This window comes from Serratia sp. X10 (genome assembly GCF_017811775.1).
Classification (GTDB): Bacteria; Pseudomonadota; Gammaproteobacteria; order Enterobacterales; family Enterobacteriaceae; genus Serratia; species Serratia ureilytica.
Window position 1 is genome coordinate 90,984 of the sequence record NZ_JAEIOH010000001.1, and the last position, 17,233, is coordinate 108,216.

The following is a 17,233-nucleotide window of genomic DNA, read 5'->3' on the forward strand; positions in this document are numbered from 1 at the left end:
GGTATTTGCATGATGAATGATAAAGATCTCTCGACCTGGCAGACATTCCGTCGACTCTGGCCGATGATCACTCCTTTTAAGACCGGGCTGATTGTAGCCGCCATTGCGTTGATTATGAACGCAGCGGGGGACACGCTGATGCTGTCTCTGCTTAAACCGCTATTGGACGATGGGTTTGGAAAAACCGACAGCAGCGTGCTGGTGTGGATGCCGTTGGCCGTCATCGCGCTGATGTTGATGCGCGGCGTAACCAGCTTTGTTTCAAGCTACTGCATTTCCTGGGTTTCCGGCATGGTGGTGATGCAGATGCGCCGCCGCCTGTTTGGCCACATGATGAGAATGCCGGTGGCCTTCTTCGATCAACAGTCCACCGGGACCCTGTTGTCGCGCATTACCTATGATTCCGAACAGGTGGCTTCCTCCTCTTCCAGCGCGCTGGTGACCGTGGTGCGCGAAGGGGCTTCGATCATTGGCCTGTTCATCATGATGTTCTATTACAGCTGGCAGCTGTCAGTGATCCTGATCGTGCTGGCGCCGATCGTCTCCATTGCCATTCGCCTGGTGTCCAAGCGTTTCCGCAACATCAGCAAAAACATGCAGAACACGATGGGGCAGGTGACCACCAGCGCCGAACAGATGCTGAAAGGCCATAAAGAAGTGCTGATCTTCGGCGGCCAGCAGGTGGAAACCGAGCGCTTTAATTCGGTCAGCAACCGCATGCGTCAGCAAGGCATGAAGCTGGTTTCCGCGTCTTCGATTTCCGATCCGATCATTCAGCTGATCGCTTCGCTGGCGCTGGCGTTCGTGCTGTTTGCCGCCAGCTTCCCAAGCGTGATGGAAACCCTGACCGCCGGCACCATTACCGTGGTGTTCTCGTCGATGATTGCGCTGATGCGTCCGCTGAAGTCGCTGACCAACGTCAATGCCCAGTTCCAACGCGGGATGGCGGCGTGCCAGACGCTGTTCTCCATTTTGGATATGGAACAGGAAAAAGATACCGGCACCCGCGAAGTGAAGCGTGCGAAAGGCGATATCGAATTCCGCAACGTCACCTTCTACTACCCGGCCAAGGAAACGCCGGCGCTGCGTGATATCAACCTGAAAATCGCCGAAGGCAAAACCGTCGCGCTGGTGGGCCGTTCCGGTTCGGGTAAATCCACCATCGCCAACCTGCTGACGCGCTTCTACGATATTCAGGAAGGCGAAATCCTGATGGATGGCCACGATCTGCGTGAATATACCCTGGCCTCGCTGCGCAATCAGGTGGCCCTGGTTTCACAAAACGTGCACCTGTTCAACGACACCATCGCCAACAACATCGCCTATGCGCGCGAGAGCGAATACAGCCGCGAGCAGATTGAGAAAGCGGCGGAAATGGCGTACGCGATGGACTTCATCAACAAGATGGAAAACGGTCTGGATACGGTGATCGGTGAAAACGGCGTGATGCTGTCCGGCGGCCAACGCCAGCGCATTGCCATCGCGCGTGCTTTGCTGCGCGATTGCCCGATCCTGATCCTGGATGAGGCGACGTCTGCGCTGGATACCGAATCCGAGCGTGCCATTCAGGCCGCACTGGACGAGCTGCAGAAAGACCGCACTTCGCTGGTGATCGCGCACCGTCTGTCGACCATTGAGAAGGCGGACGAGATCCTGGTGGTGGAGGACGGCCGCATCGTCGAACGCGGTGAACACGCCGAGTTGCTTGAGCGGCAGGGCGCCTATGCGCAGCTGCACCGCATGCAGTTTGGTCAATAATGATTGAGCGCATCTGGTCCGGCGGTTCGTTGCTTTATCTGGCGCTATTGCCGCTCTCGTGGCTTTATGGCTTGTTCAGTTGGCTGATCCGTCTCAGTTACCGCTGCGGCCTGCGTAAAAGTTGGCGTTCGCCGGTGCCGGTAGTGGTGGTGGGTAACCTCACCGCCGGCGGCAACGGTAAAACGCCGATGGTGATTTGGCTGGTGGAACACCTGCAACAACGGGGCTATCGCGTTGGCGTGGTGTCACGCGGCTACGGCGGCAAGTCGGCGGTTTATCCGCTGGTGCTCGGTCAGAATACGTCGACCCGCGAGGCGGGCGATGAGCCGGTGCTGATTTATCAACGTACCGGTGCGCCTGTGGCGATCGCGCCCAAGCGAGCTGAGGCGGTGCAGGCCCTGCTGCGACAACAGCCGCTGGATGTGATCATCACCGACGACGGTTTGCAGCACTACGCTTTACAGCGTGACTTCGAGCTGGTGGTCATCGACGGTGTGCGTCGGTTCGGTAACGGCTGGTGGTTGCCGGCCGGGCCTATGCGCGAGCGCGCTGCGCGGCTTGGCAGTGTCGATGCGCGCGTCGCCAATGGCGGCGTGGCCCAGGCCGGGGAAATTGCCATGCGTCTGCAGGCGCGTGATGCGGTGAACCTGCTGAGCGGTGAACGTCGCCCGGCGGCCGAGCTGCCGCGCGTGGTGGCGATGGCGGGTATCGGCCATCCGCCGCGTTTCTTCGCGACGTTGGAAAAGTTGAACGTCGAAGTCGTTCAGGAAGTGGCGTTTGCCGATCATCAGGAATATCAGCAGGCGCAGCTGGCGGCGTTGGTTAATGCAGATCAAACGCTGTTGATGACGGAGAAAGACGCGGTGAAGTGTCGCGCCTTTGCCCAGCCCAATTGGTGGTATCTACCGGTTGATGCGGTGCTGCCGTCCGCTCAGGCTGAGCAACTGCTGCAGGATATCGAGTCCCTGCTGTCTAAGTAATCTCAGGATGCCAGCGTGACAAGCCCCAAGGCTTGCGCGCAGGCTTCCAGCGAGCGCTGCTGGGTTTGCTGATACAGCGCCAGCTCGTCGATCACCTCACTGCCCAATGCTTGTTCAAACGCTGCCCGGCTTGACGCCGCATTGTACTGTGTATGGCGGCTGTCCCCCAGATTCGATTGGAAAATCCCCGCCGCGCTGACCGGCAGAAAATCCTCATACACCAGTGGCTGGAAGCGAACGTGTTCTTTCTCGATCAGTTGCTCCAGGGTGCTGTGCTTATCCAGTGATTCTTTGGCCGCCAGGCCGCATTCGGTCGGGAAATAGCGGAACCAAGCCAGCTGTTGCTCGCGCAGCGTGGCGTAATCATCCGGAAACTCCCGGAAGTTTTCTTCCAGCAGCTGATAATAGCGTTCGGCATTTTTCTCGTTCGGCGGCGCCTGCAGCGCATCGTTGGTGGCCTTCAGCAGACGGTCGTAGAGTTCTCTTCCTTTAGTCGTCAGCGCCACACCGCGCTGTTCGATCTCGCCGAAGCGCGCGGTATGATGACCGGCGACGACGTGGCCGTCATGCTCGACGAAATCGACGCGTTCTTCCAGCGCCTTGAAGCTGGTCTGGCGCAGCAGGATCGCGCGACGGCGACGCGGCGGGCCCTCGATGACCGCCTTGGGCGTAATGCCGCGTGCGGGCATCGCCTGCTGAACGCGATCGATATCCAGCGTGCGGGGTGTCAGATGATTGATATGCGGCCCTTTAAACGCCACCACGTCGGCGATCAGGCGATGCTGATCGTGCAACTGCCGGTATTCTTCGGCGCTGACCGTCGCCCGGTTGTGCCAGCGGAAGGTTTCCAGCGCTTGTTCGACAAATTCTTGCGCCTGCACCTCATTCAGCCCGCCTTGCGCTTCCTGCAGCGCGATCAGTTCCAACGCGCGATCGGTAAAGATGCGGCGGCGCGCCAGCAAGCGCTCAGCCAGCTCACGCAGCGCGGGATCTTCTATCAGCTCCAGGCGCAGCAGGGAGGTAAACACGCGGAACGGACTGATTTGCAGGGCGTCTTCGTGTACGGCGCGAAAGGCGGTCGAGTGGACGGGAACGCCCGCCACCGACAGATCATAGTAACCGACCGGCGCCATGCCCATCACCTGGAACAGACGGCGCAGGGTGGCCAGTTCGTCCGCCGTGCCGACCCGGATCGCGCCGTGGCGCTCCATCGCAAGGCGTTCGATCTCGCCGGTGATTTGCAGTTGATGAGCCAGTGCGGCATCTTCGCGCAGAACCTGTCGGTTGGTTTCCGCCACCAGTTCCAGCAGATCGCCGTACAGCGGTACCTCCTTTTGGTACATGTCCGACATCGCGTGAGAGAATCTGGCGCGGATTTCATTAGGTGAAACGAACTGCTGGGCGGTCATGCGCATAGCTCCTTGATTCAGCATAATCTGAAAAATCGTGTTTTTAGCGGCAAAAGTGCTGGCGAAAAAGCCGTCTGCCTTGTTTTCCCCTCAAGTTTAGCCATCTGATTTGGGATTTGTTATAGACGTGGCAAGCATATTAGAGTTTTATGCGTTAGCTCTCATTTGCAGCGCACGGACGGACAAATGATGCTCCGGTGAGGAGAGGAACGCGATGGATCGGCCGCGGCGAGCGTTAAATTAAGTCATGTATATTCAGGGGGATAAAAATAAATTCGGCGCATTTATGAATTTAATGCAATAAACCCCTTGTGTATTCACCATTTTTATGAGTAAATGCAAGTCGGCCTGTAATCCAGACCTATTTATGTTCGAGTTTAGAGTTAAGCAGTTCCTCCAAAAACGTTATCATCCGATTCCGCTTCAAAGACGAACCTTCTAAGTACCTCCCATAAGTAATGTTTCTGAAATGGCCGCAATTGCCTCTTATGGCAGATTTTGTAAATATATTTAAAGGTAAAAGTAATGTCTAAGAAGACGGGTCAAGTTAAGTGGTTCAACGAAAGCAAAGGTTTTGGTTTCATTGAGCAGCACGATGGCGGCAAAGATGTATTCGTACACTTCTCCGCAATCATGACCGACGGTTTCAAGACCCTGGCTGAAGGCCAGCGCGTCGAGTACACCATCCAGGACAGCCCGCGCGGGCCGGCTGCCGCCAACGTAGTTGCTCTGTAAGAAGACAGGGAACGCGTATAAAGAGATCTTAATACAACCATGGTGACGCTTCAGCGCTGAGTCATGCGGAAGATATTAAGTTCAACAAGCCCGCCTTAGTGCGGGTTTTTTAATTTTTTGCTCACGAGAGGTTTGTTACGAAAAACTTTAGGATGGGCTGGTAGCGTCCAGACAATATAAAAAATGACGTTGTCAAGGATGCTCAAGTAAAAGGATATCAGTTATGTTTAAAAATACTGTGTTAAAAATGGGCCGTGTGAAATGGTTTAATCAGGCCGAAGGCTATGGTTTTATTTCACCGGTAGATGGCAGCGACGAAATCTATGTCAATCGCAACGCTATCGCCAACACCAAAAATAAGTCGTTGAACGAAGGTCAGAACGTTGAGTTCTCGATCTATCGCAGCTCGCATGGGCTGTCCGCGGCAGACGTTATCGCGTTCTGATCGCATCCTCCTTCCTCGCCAGTGCCGGTGTCGCCACCCGCAAGCACTGGCGAAGATAAATCCCGCGATATCCACTATTATCAGGCCATTGCCTATTCGCCACGGATATCAGGATGACCACCCCGACCATTTCCCTTACCGCCGCTCGCGCGCTGCACCTTGCCGCACAGGGGCTGCTTTCTCCGCTTAAACGCCAGGCTCGGCCCGATGACGTCGTGAGTGCGATCCGGCGCATGGGGCTGTTACAAATCGATACCATTAGCGTCGTTGCTCGCAGCCCGTATCTGGTGCTGTTCAGCCGTTTGGGAGCCTATCAGCCGGAGTGGCTTGAGCAGGCGCTCGCCGGCCGCAAGCTGTTCGAGTATTGGGCGCACGAGGCCTGTTTCCTGCCGATCGAAGATTTTGGTCTGCTGCGCCACCGCATGCTGGCGCCGCATGATATGGGCTGGAAATACTCCGCCGACTGGGTGCAGCAGCACCAGACCGCGATGGACAACTTGCTGCGGCACATCGAACAACAGGGGCCGGTGCGCTCCGCGGATTTCAGCGCCGAGAAGAAGGGCAACAGCGGGTGGTGGGACTGGAAACCAGAGAAACGGCATCTGGAGATCCTGTTTACCGCCGGCAAGCTGATGGTGGCCGAACGTCGCAACTTCCACCGGGTTTACGATCTGACCGAAAGGCTGCTGCCGGCCTGGGACGATGCGCGGCATGCGCTGCCCGTGGAGCAGGCGCGCCGGCAGATGCTGTGCCGCACCTGCCGCTATCTGGGCATTTTCCGCGCCGAGTGGTTGGCGGACTACTATCGGCTGAAGCGCGTGGCGCCAAAAGACTTGCTGGTAGCGCTGCAGGAGCAGGGCGAGATTACGCCGGTGCGGGTCGAGGGGCTGGAAGGGCCGTTTTATGTGCATGAATCACTGGTGGAACTGCTGCCGCTGGCGGAGCAGGGCAAACTCAAATCGACGGTCACCAGCCTGTTGTCGCCTTTTGATCCGGTGGTGTGGGATCGTCGTCGGGCGCTGGAGCTGTTCAACTTTGACTATCGGCTGGAGTGTTACACGCCGAAAGAAAAACGCCGCTACGGTTACTTCACGTTGCCGGTGCTGCATCGAGGCGACCTGGTGGGGCGGATTGATGCCAAGGCGCACCGACGCCAGGGCATCTTCGAGATCATCAGTTTCCATGCGGAGCCGCAGGTGCGCTTCGGCAAACAGCGAACGCAAGATATCCGGCAAGCCATCGCGCGCACGGCTCATTGGCACGGCGCGCAACGCGTTGCGCTGGGCGACATTCCGGCGGCGTTGGCCGCTGAATGGGGAGCCGGCTGGGAAGTGGGATAACGAGCGACGCCGTCGGTGGGGTAAAACGAAGTTAAGCGCCGCTCGTTACAAAGGGGGCTCAGTGGCTGAAGTTAGCGAACAGAGCGATGATTTTATGCAGACGTTTGATCACGTATTACAGTCTTTTTTGTGATTTCAATCACAAAATTCTACGCCGTGTGGCGCCGCAGTTCAAGCCGTTGCGCGGGCGCCATGAGGAAATATCGGCGGCTTGGCGCCGCCGATGATTAACCTGAGGCCGGGCGTTATGCTATCCTCACAGCCTTCCCAGATGACCTATCCCCTTGCGGAGGATGCATGGACCACCGTTTACTCGAAATCGTTGCCTGCCCGGTATGCAACGGCAAACTCTATTTCAATAAAGAAAACCAGGAGCTGGTGTGCAAAGCGGACGGGTTGGCTTACCCGCTGCGCGACGGCATTCCGGTATTGTTGGAAAATGAAGCGCGTGCGCTGTCGCTGGACGAGAAGCACGCATGAGTTTTATCGCTATTATTCCCGCCCGCTACGCCTCAACCCGTTTGCCGGGCAAACCGCTGGCCGATATTCACGGCAAGCCGATGGTGGTGCACGTGATGGAACGCGCCCGTGAGTCCGGCGCCAGCCGCGTCATCGTGGCGACCGATCACCCTGAAGTCGCCAAAGCGGTGGAAGCCGCCGGCGGCGAAGTGTGCATGACCAGCCCGGATCACCATTCCGGCACCGAGCGTTTGGCGGAAGTGATCGCGCACTACGGCTTTGCCGACGACCAGATCATCGTTAACGTGCAGGGCGATGAGCCGCTGATCCCACCCGTTATCGTGCGGCAGGTGGCGGAAAACCTGGCGGGCAGCCAGGCCGGCATGGCGACGTTGGCGGTGCCGATCGACAGCGCCGAAGAGGCTTTCAACCCCAACGCGGTGAAGGTCGTGATGGATGCTCAGGGCTACGCGCTCTACTTCTCGCGCGCCACCATTCCCTGGGATCGCGAGCGTTTCGCCGCGTCGAAGGAGAGCATCGGCGACAGCCTGCTGCGTCATATCGGCATCTACGCATACCGCGCGGGCTTCGTGCGCCGCTACGTCAGCTGGGCGCCGAGCCAACTGGAGCAAATCGAGTTGTTGGAGCAGCTGCGCGTGCTGTGGTACGGTGAAAAAATCCACGTGGCGGTCGCGAAAGCGGTCCCGAGCGTGGGGGTCGATACGCCGGAAGATCTCCAGCGCGTGCGCGACAGTATTCAACCCTGAGCCTGAGTTCGTCGGCGCGCCGCGCAACGCGTCGACGATGCAATACCCCCCTATCTGATCCCCGTTTTGTTGATCTGCGTTGAAGTATTTTTCCGCTCACCGTTCGATGATGTTACGCATCTCCCTTATTAGCCTGAGGTGAATGCTTTATGGAGCAGTTACGCGCCGAACTGAGCATTGTGCTGGGTGAGTCCATCAGCCGGCTGGAGCGGGTGAGCGAACAGCCTTATGCGTATATGTATTCCTTGTACGATCGGCAGGGCAACGCCATGCCGCTGATGGCGAAAAGCTTTATCTGCCAGGGCATCGCCCAGCAAGAGGCGTACAAGCTGTCGATGCTGGCGCGCGACGGAGATATTCGTCTGCCCACGGTGTACGGCGTGGTGTGCACCCATCAGGCGCCGTATAAGGAAATCCTGCTTATCGAGCGCCTGCGCGGCGTGTCGGCCGAAGCGCCAACGCGTTCGCCGGATCGCTGGAACATGTTGATGGAGCAGATCGTTGACGGGATGTTGGCCTGGCACCGCATCGACAGCCATGGCAGCGTCGGCACCGTTGACAGTACGCAGGAGAATGACTGGTTTTGCTGGTATCAACAGCGGGTCGAAGTGCTGTGGGCGACGGTGGTCAATCTCACTACCCCGCAGCTGACCATGGAGGATCGGCGTTTGCTGTACCGCACGCGCGAAGCGCTGACCCATTTCTTCGTCGGTTTCGACGATCCCTGCGTCCTGGTGCACGGTAACCTGTCGCTGCGCAGCATGTTGAAAGATCCCAAAACCGATCAGCTGCTGGCGATGCTGAATCCCGGCGTGGTGCTGTGGGCACCGCGCGAATACGATCTTTTCCGCCTCTGCGAGGCGGGCATGCCCAGTCAACTGCTGTTCAGCTATCTGCAGCGGGCGCCGGTCGCCGACGCTTTCCTGGCGCGGCGCTGGCTGTACGTGGTGTGGGAAGCTGTAGGGCGTTTGATCCATACCGGCAAGCTGGAGCGGCAGCCGTTCGACTATGCATCGCAACAGCTGCTGCCCTGGCTGGCCGGTTGAACGGGGTCTTACTCGGCGCCGGCGCTATCCGCGCCTTTCAGCCGCTGCCATAGGCTACCCAGCGTTTCATACCAGGCGCGCTCGGTATGGCCGAGGAACATTGACGACGGCGTGGCGCGATCCCAGATATTCAGCGGCGAGTCGATCGCCAATTGGTTGGCCGGGGCCGGGATCGGGTGCAGGCCCTTAGCCTCGAAGAAACGCATGGCGCGCGGCAGATGGTTGGCGGAAGTCACCAGAAGGAAGGGGTGTTCGCCGACCAACTTGGCTACCTGAGCGGCTTCTTCCTCGGTATCGCGCGGTTCCCCCAGGATCACCATGTCGCTGCGCGGCACGCCCAGGCTTTCCGCGACCAGCGCTGCCGTGGCGGCGTTGCTCTGCATGCGTCCGCCGGGCGCGCCGGTAAACACCATCCTGGCGCCAGGGTGCGCCAGGTAGAGCCGCACGCCCTCCGTCACGCGCGGCAGACTGTTGCCGAGCAGGTTCGAGCTGGGTGCCCAGTCGGGATTGTAGGTATAGCCTCCGCCCAACACCACGATGTAGCTGACCGCATCGTTGCCGCGATATGTCTGGTATTCGGCTTCGATCGGCCGCAGCAGGCGGTCGGCCACCGGTTGCAGGCTGAAAAGCAGTAAAAACAGCCAGCTCAGCGTGAAAATCGTCTTACCGCTTTTTTGCCAGCGGGTGAACCACAGCAGCAGCAGCGCCAGCCCCATCAGCAGCATCAACAGCGGCAGCGGCATCAGCAGAGCGCCAAAGAACTTTTTCAGGTTGAACAGCATCGAAAATCAGATCCTTTTGAGTGAAAAAACGGCATCCAGGCATAAACAGGCCGCAAGAAGATACATTCTAAGCCAGTCTGTGCCAAAATAGCAGGTTTGAATGGGCGTGCGCTTTGCCGCCGACAAGACTGAGATCAGCGGAGCCGTTGTCCATGCAGGATCGTAATTTTGACGATATTGCTGAAAAATTTGCGCGTAATATTTACGGCACCACGAAAGGAAAAATCCGCCAGGCGGTGGTTTGGCAGGATCTGACCGGGCTGCTGGCCCAGTTGCCGCAGCGGCCGCTGCGCATCCTCGATGCCGGGGGCGGTGAAGGCCATATGGCTTGCCAACTGGCAGAATTAGGACATCAGGTGTTGTTGTGCGATCTTTCTGGTGAGATGATCCAGCGCGCCGCGCAGCTGGCGGAGCAGAAAGGTGTGAGCCAGAACATGCAATTCGTACAAAGTTCTGCGCAGGATATCGCTCAACATTTGGAACAGCCGGTTGATCTGATATTGTTTCATGCAGTGCTTGAATGGATCGCTGAACCCGTGGCGGCGCTGCAGGCGTTGTGCGATTGTCTGGCGCCGGGCGGCGCGCTGTCGCTGATGTTCTTCAACGCCAACGGCCTCTTGATGCGTAACGTGGTGTTGGGTAACTTCCAATTGGTGGATCCCGAGGTCAGACGGCGCCGCAAGCGTTCGCTGTCGCCGCAATATCCGCACGATCCGCTATTGGTCTACGGCTGGCTGGAACAGCTGGGCATGCGCATCAGCGGCAAAACCGGCGTGCGGGTGTTCCACGACTATCTGCAGAGCAGACAGCTGCAAACCCAAAAATTTGAAGAGTTACTGGCGCTTGAACAGCACTATTGCCGGCAGGAGCCGTACGTGAGTTTGGGGCGCTATATTCACGTCATGGCGCATAAACCAAACCTGAAGGACGAACTATGAGTGAATTTTCCCAGACAGTACCCGAACTGGTCGCCTGGGCACGGAAAAATGATTTCTCTATTTCGCTCCCTACGGAGCGTCTCGCATTTCTGCTCGCTATCGCCACCCTGAATGGCGAACGGCTGGACGGCGAGATGAGCGAAGGTGAGCTGGTTGATGCATTTCGCCATGTCAGCAAGGGTTTTGAACAGACGCATGAAACGGTGGCGATGCGCGCCAACAATGCGATCAACGACATGGTGCGCCAGCGCCTGTTGAACCGCTTTACCAGCGAACTGGCGGACGGTAACGCGATTTACCGCCTGACGCCGCTGGGTATCGGCATTACCGATTACTATATTCGCCAACGCGAATTCTCCACGCTGCGTCTGTCGATGCAGCTGTCGATCGTGGCGCAGGAACTGAAGCGCGCCGCCGATGCCGCCGACGAGGGCGGCGACGATTTCCATTGGCACCGCAACGTGTTCGCGCCGTTGAAATATTCGGTGGCGGAAATCTTCGACAGCATCGACATGACGCAACGCGTAATGGACGAGCAGCAGCAGAGCGTGAAAAACGACATCGCGGCGCTGCTGAGCAAAGACTGGCGGGCGGCGATCTCCAGCTGCGAAATGCTGCTGTCGGAAACCTCAGGCACCCTGCGCGAACTGCAGGATACGCTGGATGCGGCGGGCGACAAGCTGCAGGCCAATCTGCTGCGCATCCAGGACGCAACCCTCGGCAACGTGGAGCTCGGCTTCGTCGACAAGCTGGTGTTCGATCTGCAGAGCAAGCTGGATCGCATCATCAGCTGGGGCCAGCAGGCGATCGACCTGTGGATCGGCTACGATCGTCACGTGCACAAATTTATCCGTACCGCTATCGATATGGATAAAAACCGCGTGTTCGCCCAACGCCTGCGCCAGTCGGTGCAAACCTATTTCGACCACCCGTGGGCGCTGACTCATGCCAATGCCGATCGTCTGCTGGACATGCGCGACGAAGAACTGGCGCTGCGCAGCGAGGAAGTGACCGGGGAACTGCCGCCGGATCTGGAGTTCGAAGAGTTCAGCGAGATTCGCGAACAGCTGGCGGCGATGATCGAAGAGGCGTTGAAGGTGTACCAGGAACAGCAGATGCCGCTCAACCTTGCAGCGGTGATGCGCGATTACCTGGCGCAATATCCGCGTGCGCGTCATTTCGACGTGGCACGTTTAGTGGTCGACCAGGCAGTGCGCCTCGGTGTGGCTGAAGCAGATTTCTCAGGGTTGCCGGCGGAATGGCAGGCAATCAATGATTACGGAGCCAAGGTCCAGGCCCATGTCATCGACAAATATTGAACAAGTAATGCCAGTCAAGCTGGCCAAAGCGTTGTCCAACTCGCTGTTCCCGGCGCTGGACAGCCAACTGCGCGCGGGTCGTCACATCGGTATCGATGAGCTGGACAACCACGCCTTTTTAATGGATTTCCAGGATGAGCTGGAAGAGTTTTACAACCGTTACAGCGTCGAGCTGATTCGGGCGCCGGAAGGTTTCTTCTATTTGCGCCCGCGCTCCACCACGCTGATCCCGCGTTCGGTGCTGTCCGAGCTGGATATGATGGTCGGCAAGATCCTGTGCTACCTGTATCTCAGCCCCGAGCGCCTGGCGCACGAAGGCATTTTCAGCCAGCAGGAGCTGTACGATGAACTGCTGAGCCTGGCGGATGAGAACAAGCTGCTCAAGTTCGTCAACCAGCGCTCCACCGGTTCGGATCTCGATCGGCAGAAGCTGCACGAGAAGGTGCGCACCTCGCTCAACCGTCTGCGCCGCCTCGGCATGGTCTATTTCATGGGCAATGACAGCAGCAAGTTCCGTATTACCGAGGCGGTGTTCCGCTTCGGCGCCGACGTGCGCAGCGGCGACGATCCGCGTGAAGCGCAGCTGCGCATGATTCGCGACGGCGAGGCGATGCCGGTTGAAACCAGCCTGTCGCTTAACGATGAGAATGACGCTGAGGATCAGCAGGTTGATAACGCTCCTGACGGTGCAGAGGATGAACAGGAATGATTGAACGCGGTAAATTTCGCTCGCTGACGCTGGTTAACTGGAACGGCTTCTTCGCCCGCACCTTTGATCTCGATGAGCTGGTGACCACGCTGTCCGGCGGGAACGGGGCGGGGAAATCCACCACCATGGCGGCCTTCGTCACCGCACTGATCCCCGATCTGACGCTGCTGCACTTCCGTAACACCACCGAAGCGGGTGCCACCAGCGGTTCGCGCGACAAGGGCCTGCACGGCAAGCTGCGCGCCGGCGTATGTTACTCCACCCTCGACGTCGTCAACTCGCGCCACCAGCGCGTGGTGGTTGGCGTGCGTCTGCAGCAGGTGGCGGGGCGCGATCGCAAGGTCGATATCAAACCTTTCACCATCCAGGGCCTGCCGACCGCGGTACAGCCGACTGAATTGCTGACCCAGACCGTGGGTGAGCGCCAGGCGCGCGTGCTGTCGCTGCAAGAGTTGAAAGAGCGCGTGGAAGAGATGGAAGGCGTGCAGTTCAAGCAGTTCAACTCGATCACCGATTACCACTCGCTGATGTTCGATCTGGGCGTGATCCCGAAACGTCTGCGTTCGTCAGCCGATCGCAGCAAATTCTATCGTCTGATTGAAGCGTCGCTGTACGGCGGCATCTCCAGCGCCATCACCCGCTCGCTGCGCGATTACCTGCTGCCAGAAAACAGCGGCGTGCGCAAGGCGTTCCAGGACATGGAAGCGGCGCTGCGCGAAAACCGCATGACGCTGGAAGCGATCCGCGTCACCCAGTCGGATCGCGACCTGTTCAAGCATTTGATCTCCGAGGCCACCTCCTATGTGGCGGCGGACTATATGCGCCACGCCAACGAACGCCGCATCCACCTGGACGGCGCGTTGGCGCTGCGCAGCGATCTGTTGGGCAGCCGTAAGCAGCTGGCTGCCGAACAGTATCGCCATGTGGAAATGGCGCGTGAGCTGAGCGAGCAGAGCGGCGCCGAATCCGATCTGGAAACCGATTACCAGGCCGCCAGCGACCACCTGAACCTGGTGCAGACGGCGATGCGTCAGCAGGAGAAGATCGAACGCTATGAAGCCGATCTGGAAGAGCTGACCTACCGTCTGGAAGAGCAGAACGAAGTGGTGGCCGAGGCAAGCGAGCAGCAGGCCGAGAACGAAGCGCGCGCCGAAGCGGCCGAGTTGGAAGTGGACGAGCTGAAGAGCCAGCTGGCCGACTACCAGCAGGCGCTTGACGTGCAGCAGACCCGCGCCATTCAGTACCAACAGGCGCTGCAGGCGTTGGAGCGCGCGCGCGCGCTGTGCCAATTGCCGGACCTGACCGCCGAGAACGCCGAACAGTGGCTGGACACCTTCCAGGCTCGCGAGCAGGAGGCGACCGAAGCGCTGCTGATGCTGGAGCAGAAGCTGAGCGTGGCCGACGCTGCGCACGGCCAGTTCGAGCAGGCCTATCAGCTGGTGGGTAAAATCGCCGGCCAGGTCAGCCGCAGCGAAGCCTGGCAGTGTGCGCGCGAATTGCTGCGCGACTGGCCTTCGCAGCAACACCTCGCCGAGCGCGTTCAGCCGCTGCGACTGCGCCTGAGCGAACTGGAACAGCGCCTGCGCTCGCAACAGGACGCCGAGCGCCTGCTGCAAGAATTTTGCAAACGCCATGGTCAGGAGTACCAGCCGGACGATCTCGACATGCTGCAGCAGGAGCTGGAAGAGCGCCTGGAAGCGCTGTCGCAGAACGTCAGCGAAGCCGGCGAACGCCGCATGGAGATGCGCCAGGAGCTGGAGCAGATCCAGCAGCGCATCCGTGAGCTGACGGCGCGTGCGCCCGTTTGGCTGGCGGCGCAGGACGCCCTGAGCCAGCTCAGCGATCAGAGCGGAGAGCCGCTGGAAAACAGCCAGCAGGTGACCGAATACATGCAGCAACTGCTGGAGCGCGAGCGTGAAACCACCGTCGAGCGCGACGAGGTGGCGGCCCGCAAGCGCGAAGTGGAAGCGCAGATCGAACGTCTCAGCCAGCCGGGCGGCGCGGAAGATCAACGCCTGGTCACCTTGGCCGAACGTTTCGGCGGCGTGTTGCTGTCGGAAATTTACGATGACGTCACCATCGACGACGCGCCTTACTTCTCGGCGCTGTACGGCCCTTCGCGCCACGCCATCGTGGTGCCGGATCTGTCGCTGGTGCGCGAAATGCTGGAAGGGCTGGAAGATTGCCCGGAAGATCTCTACCTGATCGAAGGGGATCCGCAGTCGTTCGATGACAGCGTATTCGCCGTCGAAGAGCAGGACAAAGCGGTGGTGGTGAAGATCGCCGATCGCCAGTGGCGTTATTCCCGTTACCCGGAAGTGCCGTTGTTCGGCCGCGCGGCGCGCGAAAACCGCCTGGAAGTGCTGCATGCCGAGCGTGAAACGCTGGCGGAGCGCTATGCCACGCTGTCGTTCGACGTGCAGAAAACCCAGCGTTCGCATCAGGCCTTCAGCCGCTTTATCGGCACCCATCTGGCGGTGGCGTTCGACGCTGATCCGGAAGCGGAGATCCGCAATCTGAACGCCCGTCGCGGCGAGATCGAGCGTGCGCTGAACAATCACGAAGCGCAGAATCAGCAGCAGCGCCAGCAGTACGAGCAGGCCAAAGAGGGCATTTCCGCGCTCAACCGCCTGATGCCGCTGGTGTCGTTGCTGAACGATGAAACGCTGCAGGACCGCGTCGACGAGATCCGTGAAGAGCTGGAAGAAGCGCAGGACGCCGCGCGCCACATTCAACAGCACGGGGTGTCACTGACCAAACTGGAGCCGCTGCTGTCGGTGCTGCAGAGCGATCCGCAGCAGCATGAACAGCTGCAGCAGGACTACGCGCAGGCGCAAAGCGTGCAGCGTCAGGCCAAACAGCAGGCGTTCGCGTTGACAGAAGTGGTGCAGCGTCGCGCGCACTTCAGCTATACCGACTCCGCCGGCATGCAGAATGCCAACAACGATCTCAACGACAAGCTGCGCCAGCGTCTGGAACAGGCGGAAGCCGAACGCGCCCGCGCCCGTGAGCAGCTGCGTCAATATCAAACCCAGTTCACCCAATACAGCCAGGTGCTGGCCTCGCTGAAAAGCTCGTATGACGCCAAGCGCGACATGCTGAAAGAGCTGAGCCAGGAGCTGGTGGATATCGGCGTGCAGGCCGACGCCAACGCGGAAGCGCGCGCGCGCCAGCGCCGCGACGAGCTGCATGCGGCGCTGAGCAACAACCGCGCTCGCCGCAATCAGTTGGAGAAACAGCTGACCTTCTGCGAAGCCGAAATGGATGGCCTGCAGAAGAAACTGCGTAAGCTGGAACGCGACTACCATCAGCTGCGCGAGCAGGTGGTGACCGCCAAGGCGGGCTGGTGCGCGGTGATGCGTCTGGTGAAAGACAACGGCGTGGAACGCCGCCTGCATCGCCGCGAACTGGCGTATATGGATGGCGACGAGCTGCGCTCGATGTCGGATAAGGCGCTCGGCGCGCTGCGTCTGGCGGTGGCGGACAACGAACACCTGCGCGACGTGCTGCGTCTGTCGGAAGATCCGAAGCGGCCGGAGCGTAAAATTCAGTTCTATATCGCGGTCTACCAGCACCTGCGCGAGCGTATCCGCCAGGACATCATCCGTACCGACGATCCGGTCGAGGCCATCGAGCAGATGGAGATTGAGCTGGGCCGTCTGACTGAAGAGCTGACCGCGCGTGAGCAGAAGCTGGCGATCAGTTCGAAAAGCGTGGCCAACATTATTCGCAAAACCATTCAGCGCGAACAGAACCGCATTCGCATGCTGAACCAGGGGCTGCAGGCCGTTGCTTTCGGCCAGGTGAAGAGCGTCCGTCTGAACGTCAACGTGCGAGAAGCGCACGCCACCCTGCTGGACGTGCTTTCCGAGCAGCAGGAACAGCATCAGGATCTGTTCAACAGCAACCGCCTGACCTTCTCCGAAGCGTTGGCCAAGCTGTATCAGCGTCTGAATCCGCAGATCGATATGGGGCAGCGCACGCCGCAGACCATCGGTGAGGAGTTGCTGGACTACCGCAACTACCTGGAGATGGAAGTGGAAGTGTACCGTGGCTCCGACGGCTGGCTGCGTGCGGAAAGCGGCGCCTTGTCTACCGGTGAAGCCATCGGTACCGGGATGTCAATTCTGGTGATGGTGGTGCAGAGCTGGGAAGAAGAATCCCGCCGCCTGCGCGGTAAAGACATCTCGCCATGTCGCTTGCTGTTCCTCGATGAAGCGGCGCGTCTGGATGCCAAATCGATCGCCACGCTGTTCGAGTTGTGTGACCGTCTGGAAATGCAGCTGATCATCGCGGCGCCGGAAAACATCAGTCCTGAGAAGGGCACCACCTATAAACTGGTGCGTAAGGTGTTCCAGAACCACGAGCATGTGCACGTGGTGGGGCTGCGCGGTTTCGCCAGCGAGCCGCCGGCGCTGGGCACTGCGCCGGTCGAAACGCCGTAACGCAGAAAAACGCCCTAAAAATCCGAAAATAGCCGCCGCAGGGTGGCTATTTTTTTGTGCGCGTGGATGATAGTCCTGCTTTTTTATCCGTTGAAAAGCGG

General features: G+C 59.3%; 14 protein-coding genes. 12 read left to right on the plus strand and 2 right to left on the minus strand.

From position 1 onward, the window contains the following. The first annotated feature begins 9 nt into the window (after positions 1–9). Together msbA and lpxK are read left to right on the plus strand one after the other, a co-directional pair. Positions 10–1,758 (plus strand): lipid A ABC transporter ATP-binding protein/permease MsbA, encoded by a 1,749-nt coding sequence (msbA, locus tag J9788_RS00415; RefSeq protein ID WP_021504329.1) that lies wholly within the window; start codon positions 10–12, stop codon positions 1,756–1,758. Next, entirely contained in the window at positions 1,758–2,738 is a 981-nt protein-coding gene (lpxK, locus tag J9788_RS00420) for a tetraacyldisaccharide 4'-kinase (protein ID WP_182264793.1), read from the plus strand. The genes msbA and lpxK overlap by 1 nt, the downstream gene beginning before the upstream one ends. A gap of 2 nt (positions 2,739–2,740) precedes the next feature. Here the strand turns inward: lpxK and J9788_RS00425 are convergent, their stop codons facing one another. Continuing rightward, positions 2,741–4,147 (minus strand): VOC family protein, encoded by a 1,407-nt coding sequence (locus J9788_RS00425; protein WP_046897078.1) that lies wholly within the window; start codon positions 4,145–4,147, stop codon positions 2,741–2,743. 525 nt (positions 4,148–4,672) lie between these two features. On the opposite strand from J9788_RS00425, the gene J9788_RS00430 reads away from it, so the two are divergent. The 6 genes from J9788_RS00430 (at position 4,673) to J9788_RS00455 (ending at position 8,939) form a co-directional block, all read left to right on the plus strand. Continuing rightward, complete coding sequence (locus tag J9788_RS00430) at positions 4,673–4,882, plus strand: cold shock domain-containing protein (protein WP_004928244.1); 210 nt, start codon at positions 4,673–4,675, stop codon at positions 4,880–4,882. A 223-nt stretch (positions 4,883–5,105) separates the two neighbouring features. Beyond that, positions 5,106–5,327, plus strand: coding sequence for a cold-shock protein (locus J9788_RS00435; protein ID WP_004928241.1), 222 nt, complete (start codon positions 5,106–5,108; stop codon positions 5,325–5,327). A 113-nt stretch (positions 5,328–5,440) separates the two neighbouring features. After that, positions 5,441–6,667 carry a winged helix-turn-helix domain-containing protein gene (locus tag J9788_RS00440; RefSeq protein WP_046897079.1) on the plus strand — a complete coding sequence of 409 codons (1,227 nt, stop codon included), beginning with the start codon at positions 5,441–5,443 and terminating at the stop codon, positions 6,665–6,667. A 297-nt stretch (positions 6,668–6,964) separates the two neighbouring features. Further along, entirely contained in the window at positions 6,965–7,147 is a 183-nt protein-coding gene (locus tag J9788_RS00445; protein ID WP_004928237.1) for a Trm112 family protein, read from the plus strand. Next, complete coding sequence (gene kdsB, locus J9788_RS00450) at positions 7,144–7,893, plus strand: 3-deoxy-manno-octulosonate cytidylyltransferase (RefSeq protein ID WP_033642567.1); 750 nt, start codon at positions 7,144–7,146, stop codon at positions 7,891–7,893. The genes J9788_RS00445 and kdsB overlap by 4 nt, the downstream gene beginning before the upstream one ends. A 149-nt stretch (positions 7,894–8,042) precedes the next feature. After that, positions 8,043–8,939, plus strand: coding sequence for a YcbJ family phosphotransferase (locus J9788_RS00455; protein ID WP_182264792.1), 897 nt, complete (start codon positions 8,043–8,045; stop codon positions 8,937–8,939). A gap of 8 nt (positions 8,940–8,947) precedes the next feature. Here the strand turns inward: J9788_RS00455 and elyC are convergent, their stop codons facing one another. Then, positions 8,948–9,721, minus strand: a complete 774-nt coding sequence (gene elyC / locus J9788_RS00460; protein WP_042784114.1) for an envelope biogenesis factor ElyC — start codon at positions 9,719–9,721, stop codon at positions 8,948–8,950. A 152-nt stretch (positions 9,722–9,873) separates the two neighbouring features. On the opposite strand from elyC, the gene cmoM reads away from it, so the two are divergent. Genes cmoM through mukB form a run of 4 tightly spaced genes read left to right on the plus strand, consistent with a single transcriptional unit; the run spans position 9,874 to position 17,132 of the window. Further along, a complete protein-coding gene (cmoM, locus tag J9788_RS00465; RefSeq protein ID WP_046897081.1) occupies positions 9,874–10,659 on the plus strand; it encodes a tRNA uridine 5-oxyacetic acid(34) methyltransferase CmoM in 786 nt (261 codons plus the stop codon). Next, positions 10,656–11,978, plus strand: coding sequence for a chromosome partition protein MukF (gene mukF, locus J9788_RS00470; RefSeq protein WP_004928228.1), 1,323 nt, complete (start codon positions 10,656–10,658; stop codon positions 11,976–11,978). The genes cmoM and mukF overlap by 4 nt, the downstream gene beginning before the upstream one ends. Further along, the gene (gene mukE / locus J9788_RS00475) at positions 11,959–12,687 is read left to right on the plus strand and encodes a chromosome partition protein MukE (RefSeq protein WP_046897082.1); all 729 of its coding nucleotides are present in this window, start codon (positions 11,959–11,961) and stop codon (positions 12,685–12,687) included. The genes mukF and mukE overlap by 20 nt, the downstream gene beginning before the upstream one ends. Then, positions 12,684–17,132 (plus strand): chromosome partition protein MukB, encoded by a 4,449-nt coding sequence (mukB, locus tag J9788_RS00480; protein WP_046897083.1) that lies wholly within the window; start codon positions 12,684–12,686, stop codon positions 17,130–17,132. Before mukE ends, mukB begins: the two co-directional genes overlap by 4 nt. Positions 17,133–17,233: the final 101 nt, after the last annotated feature.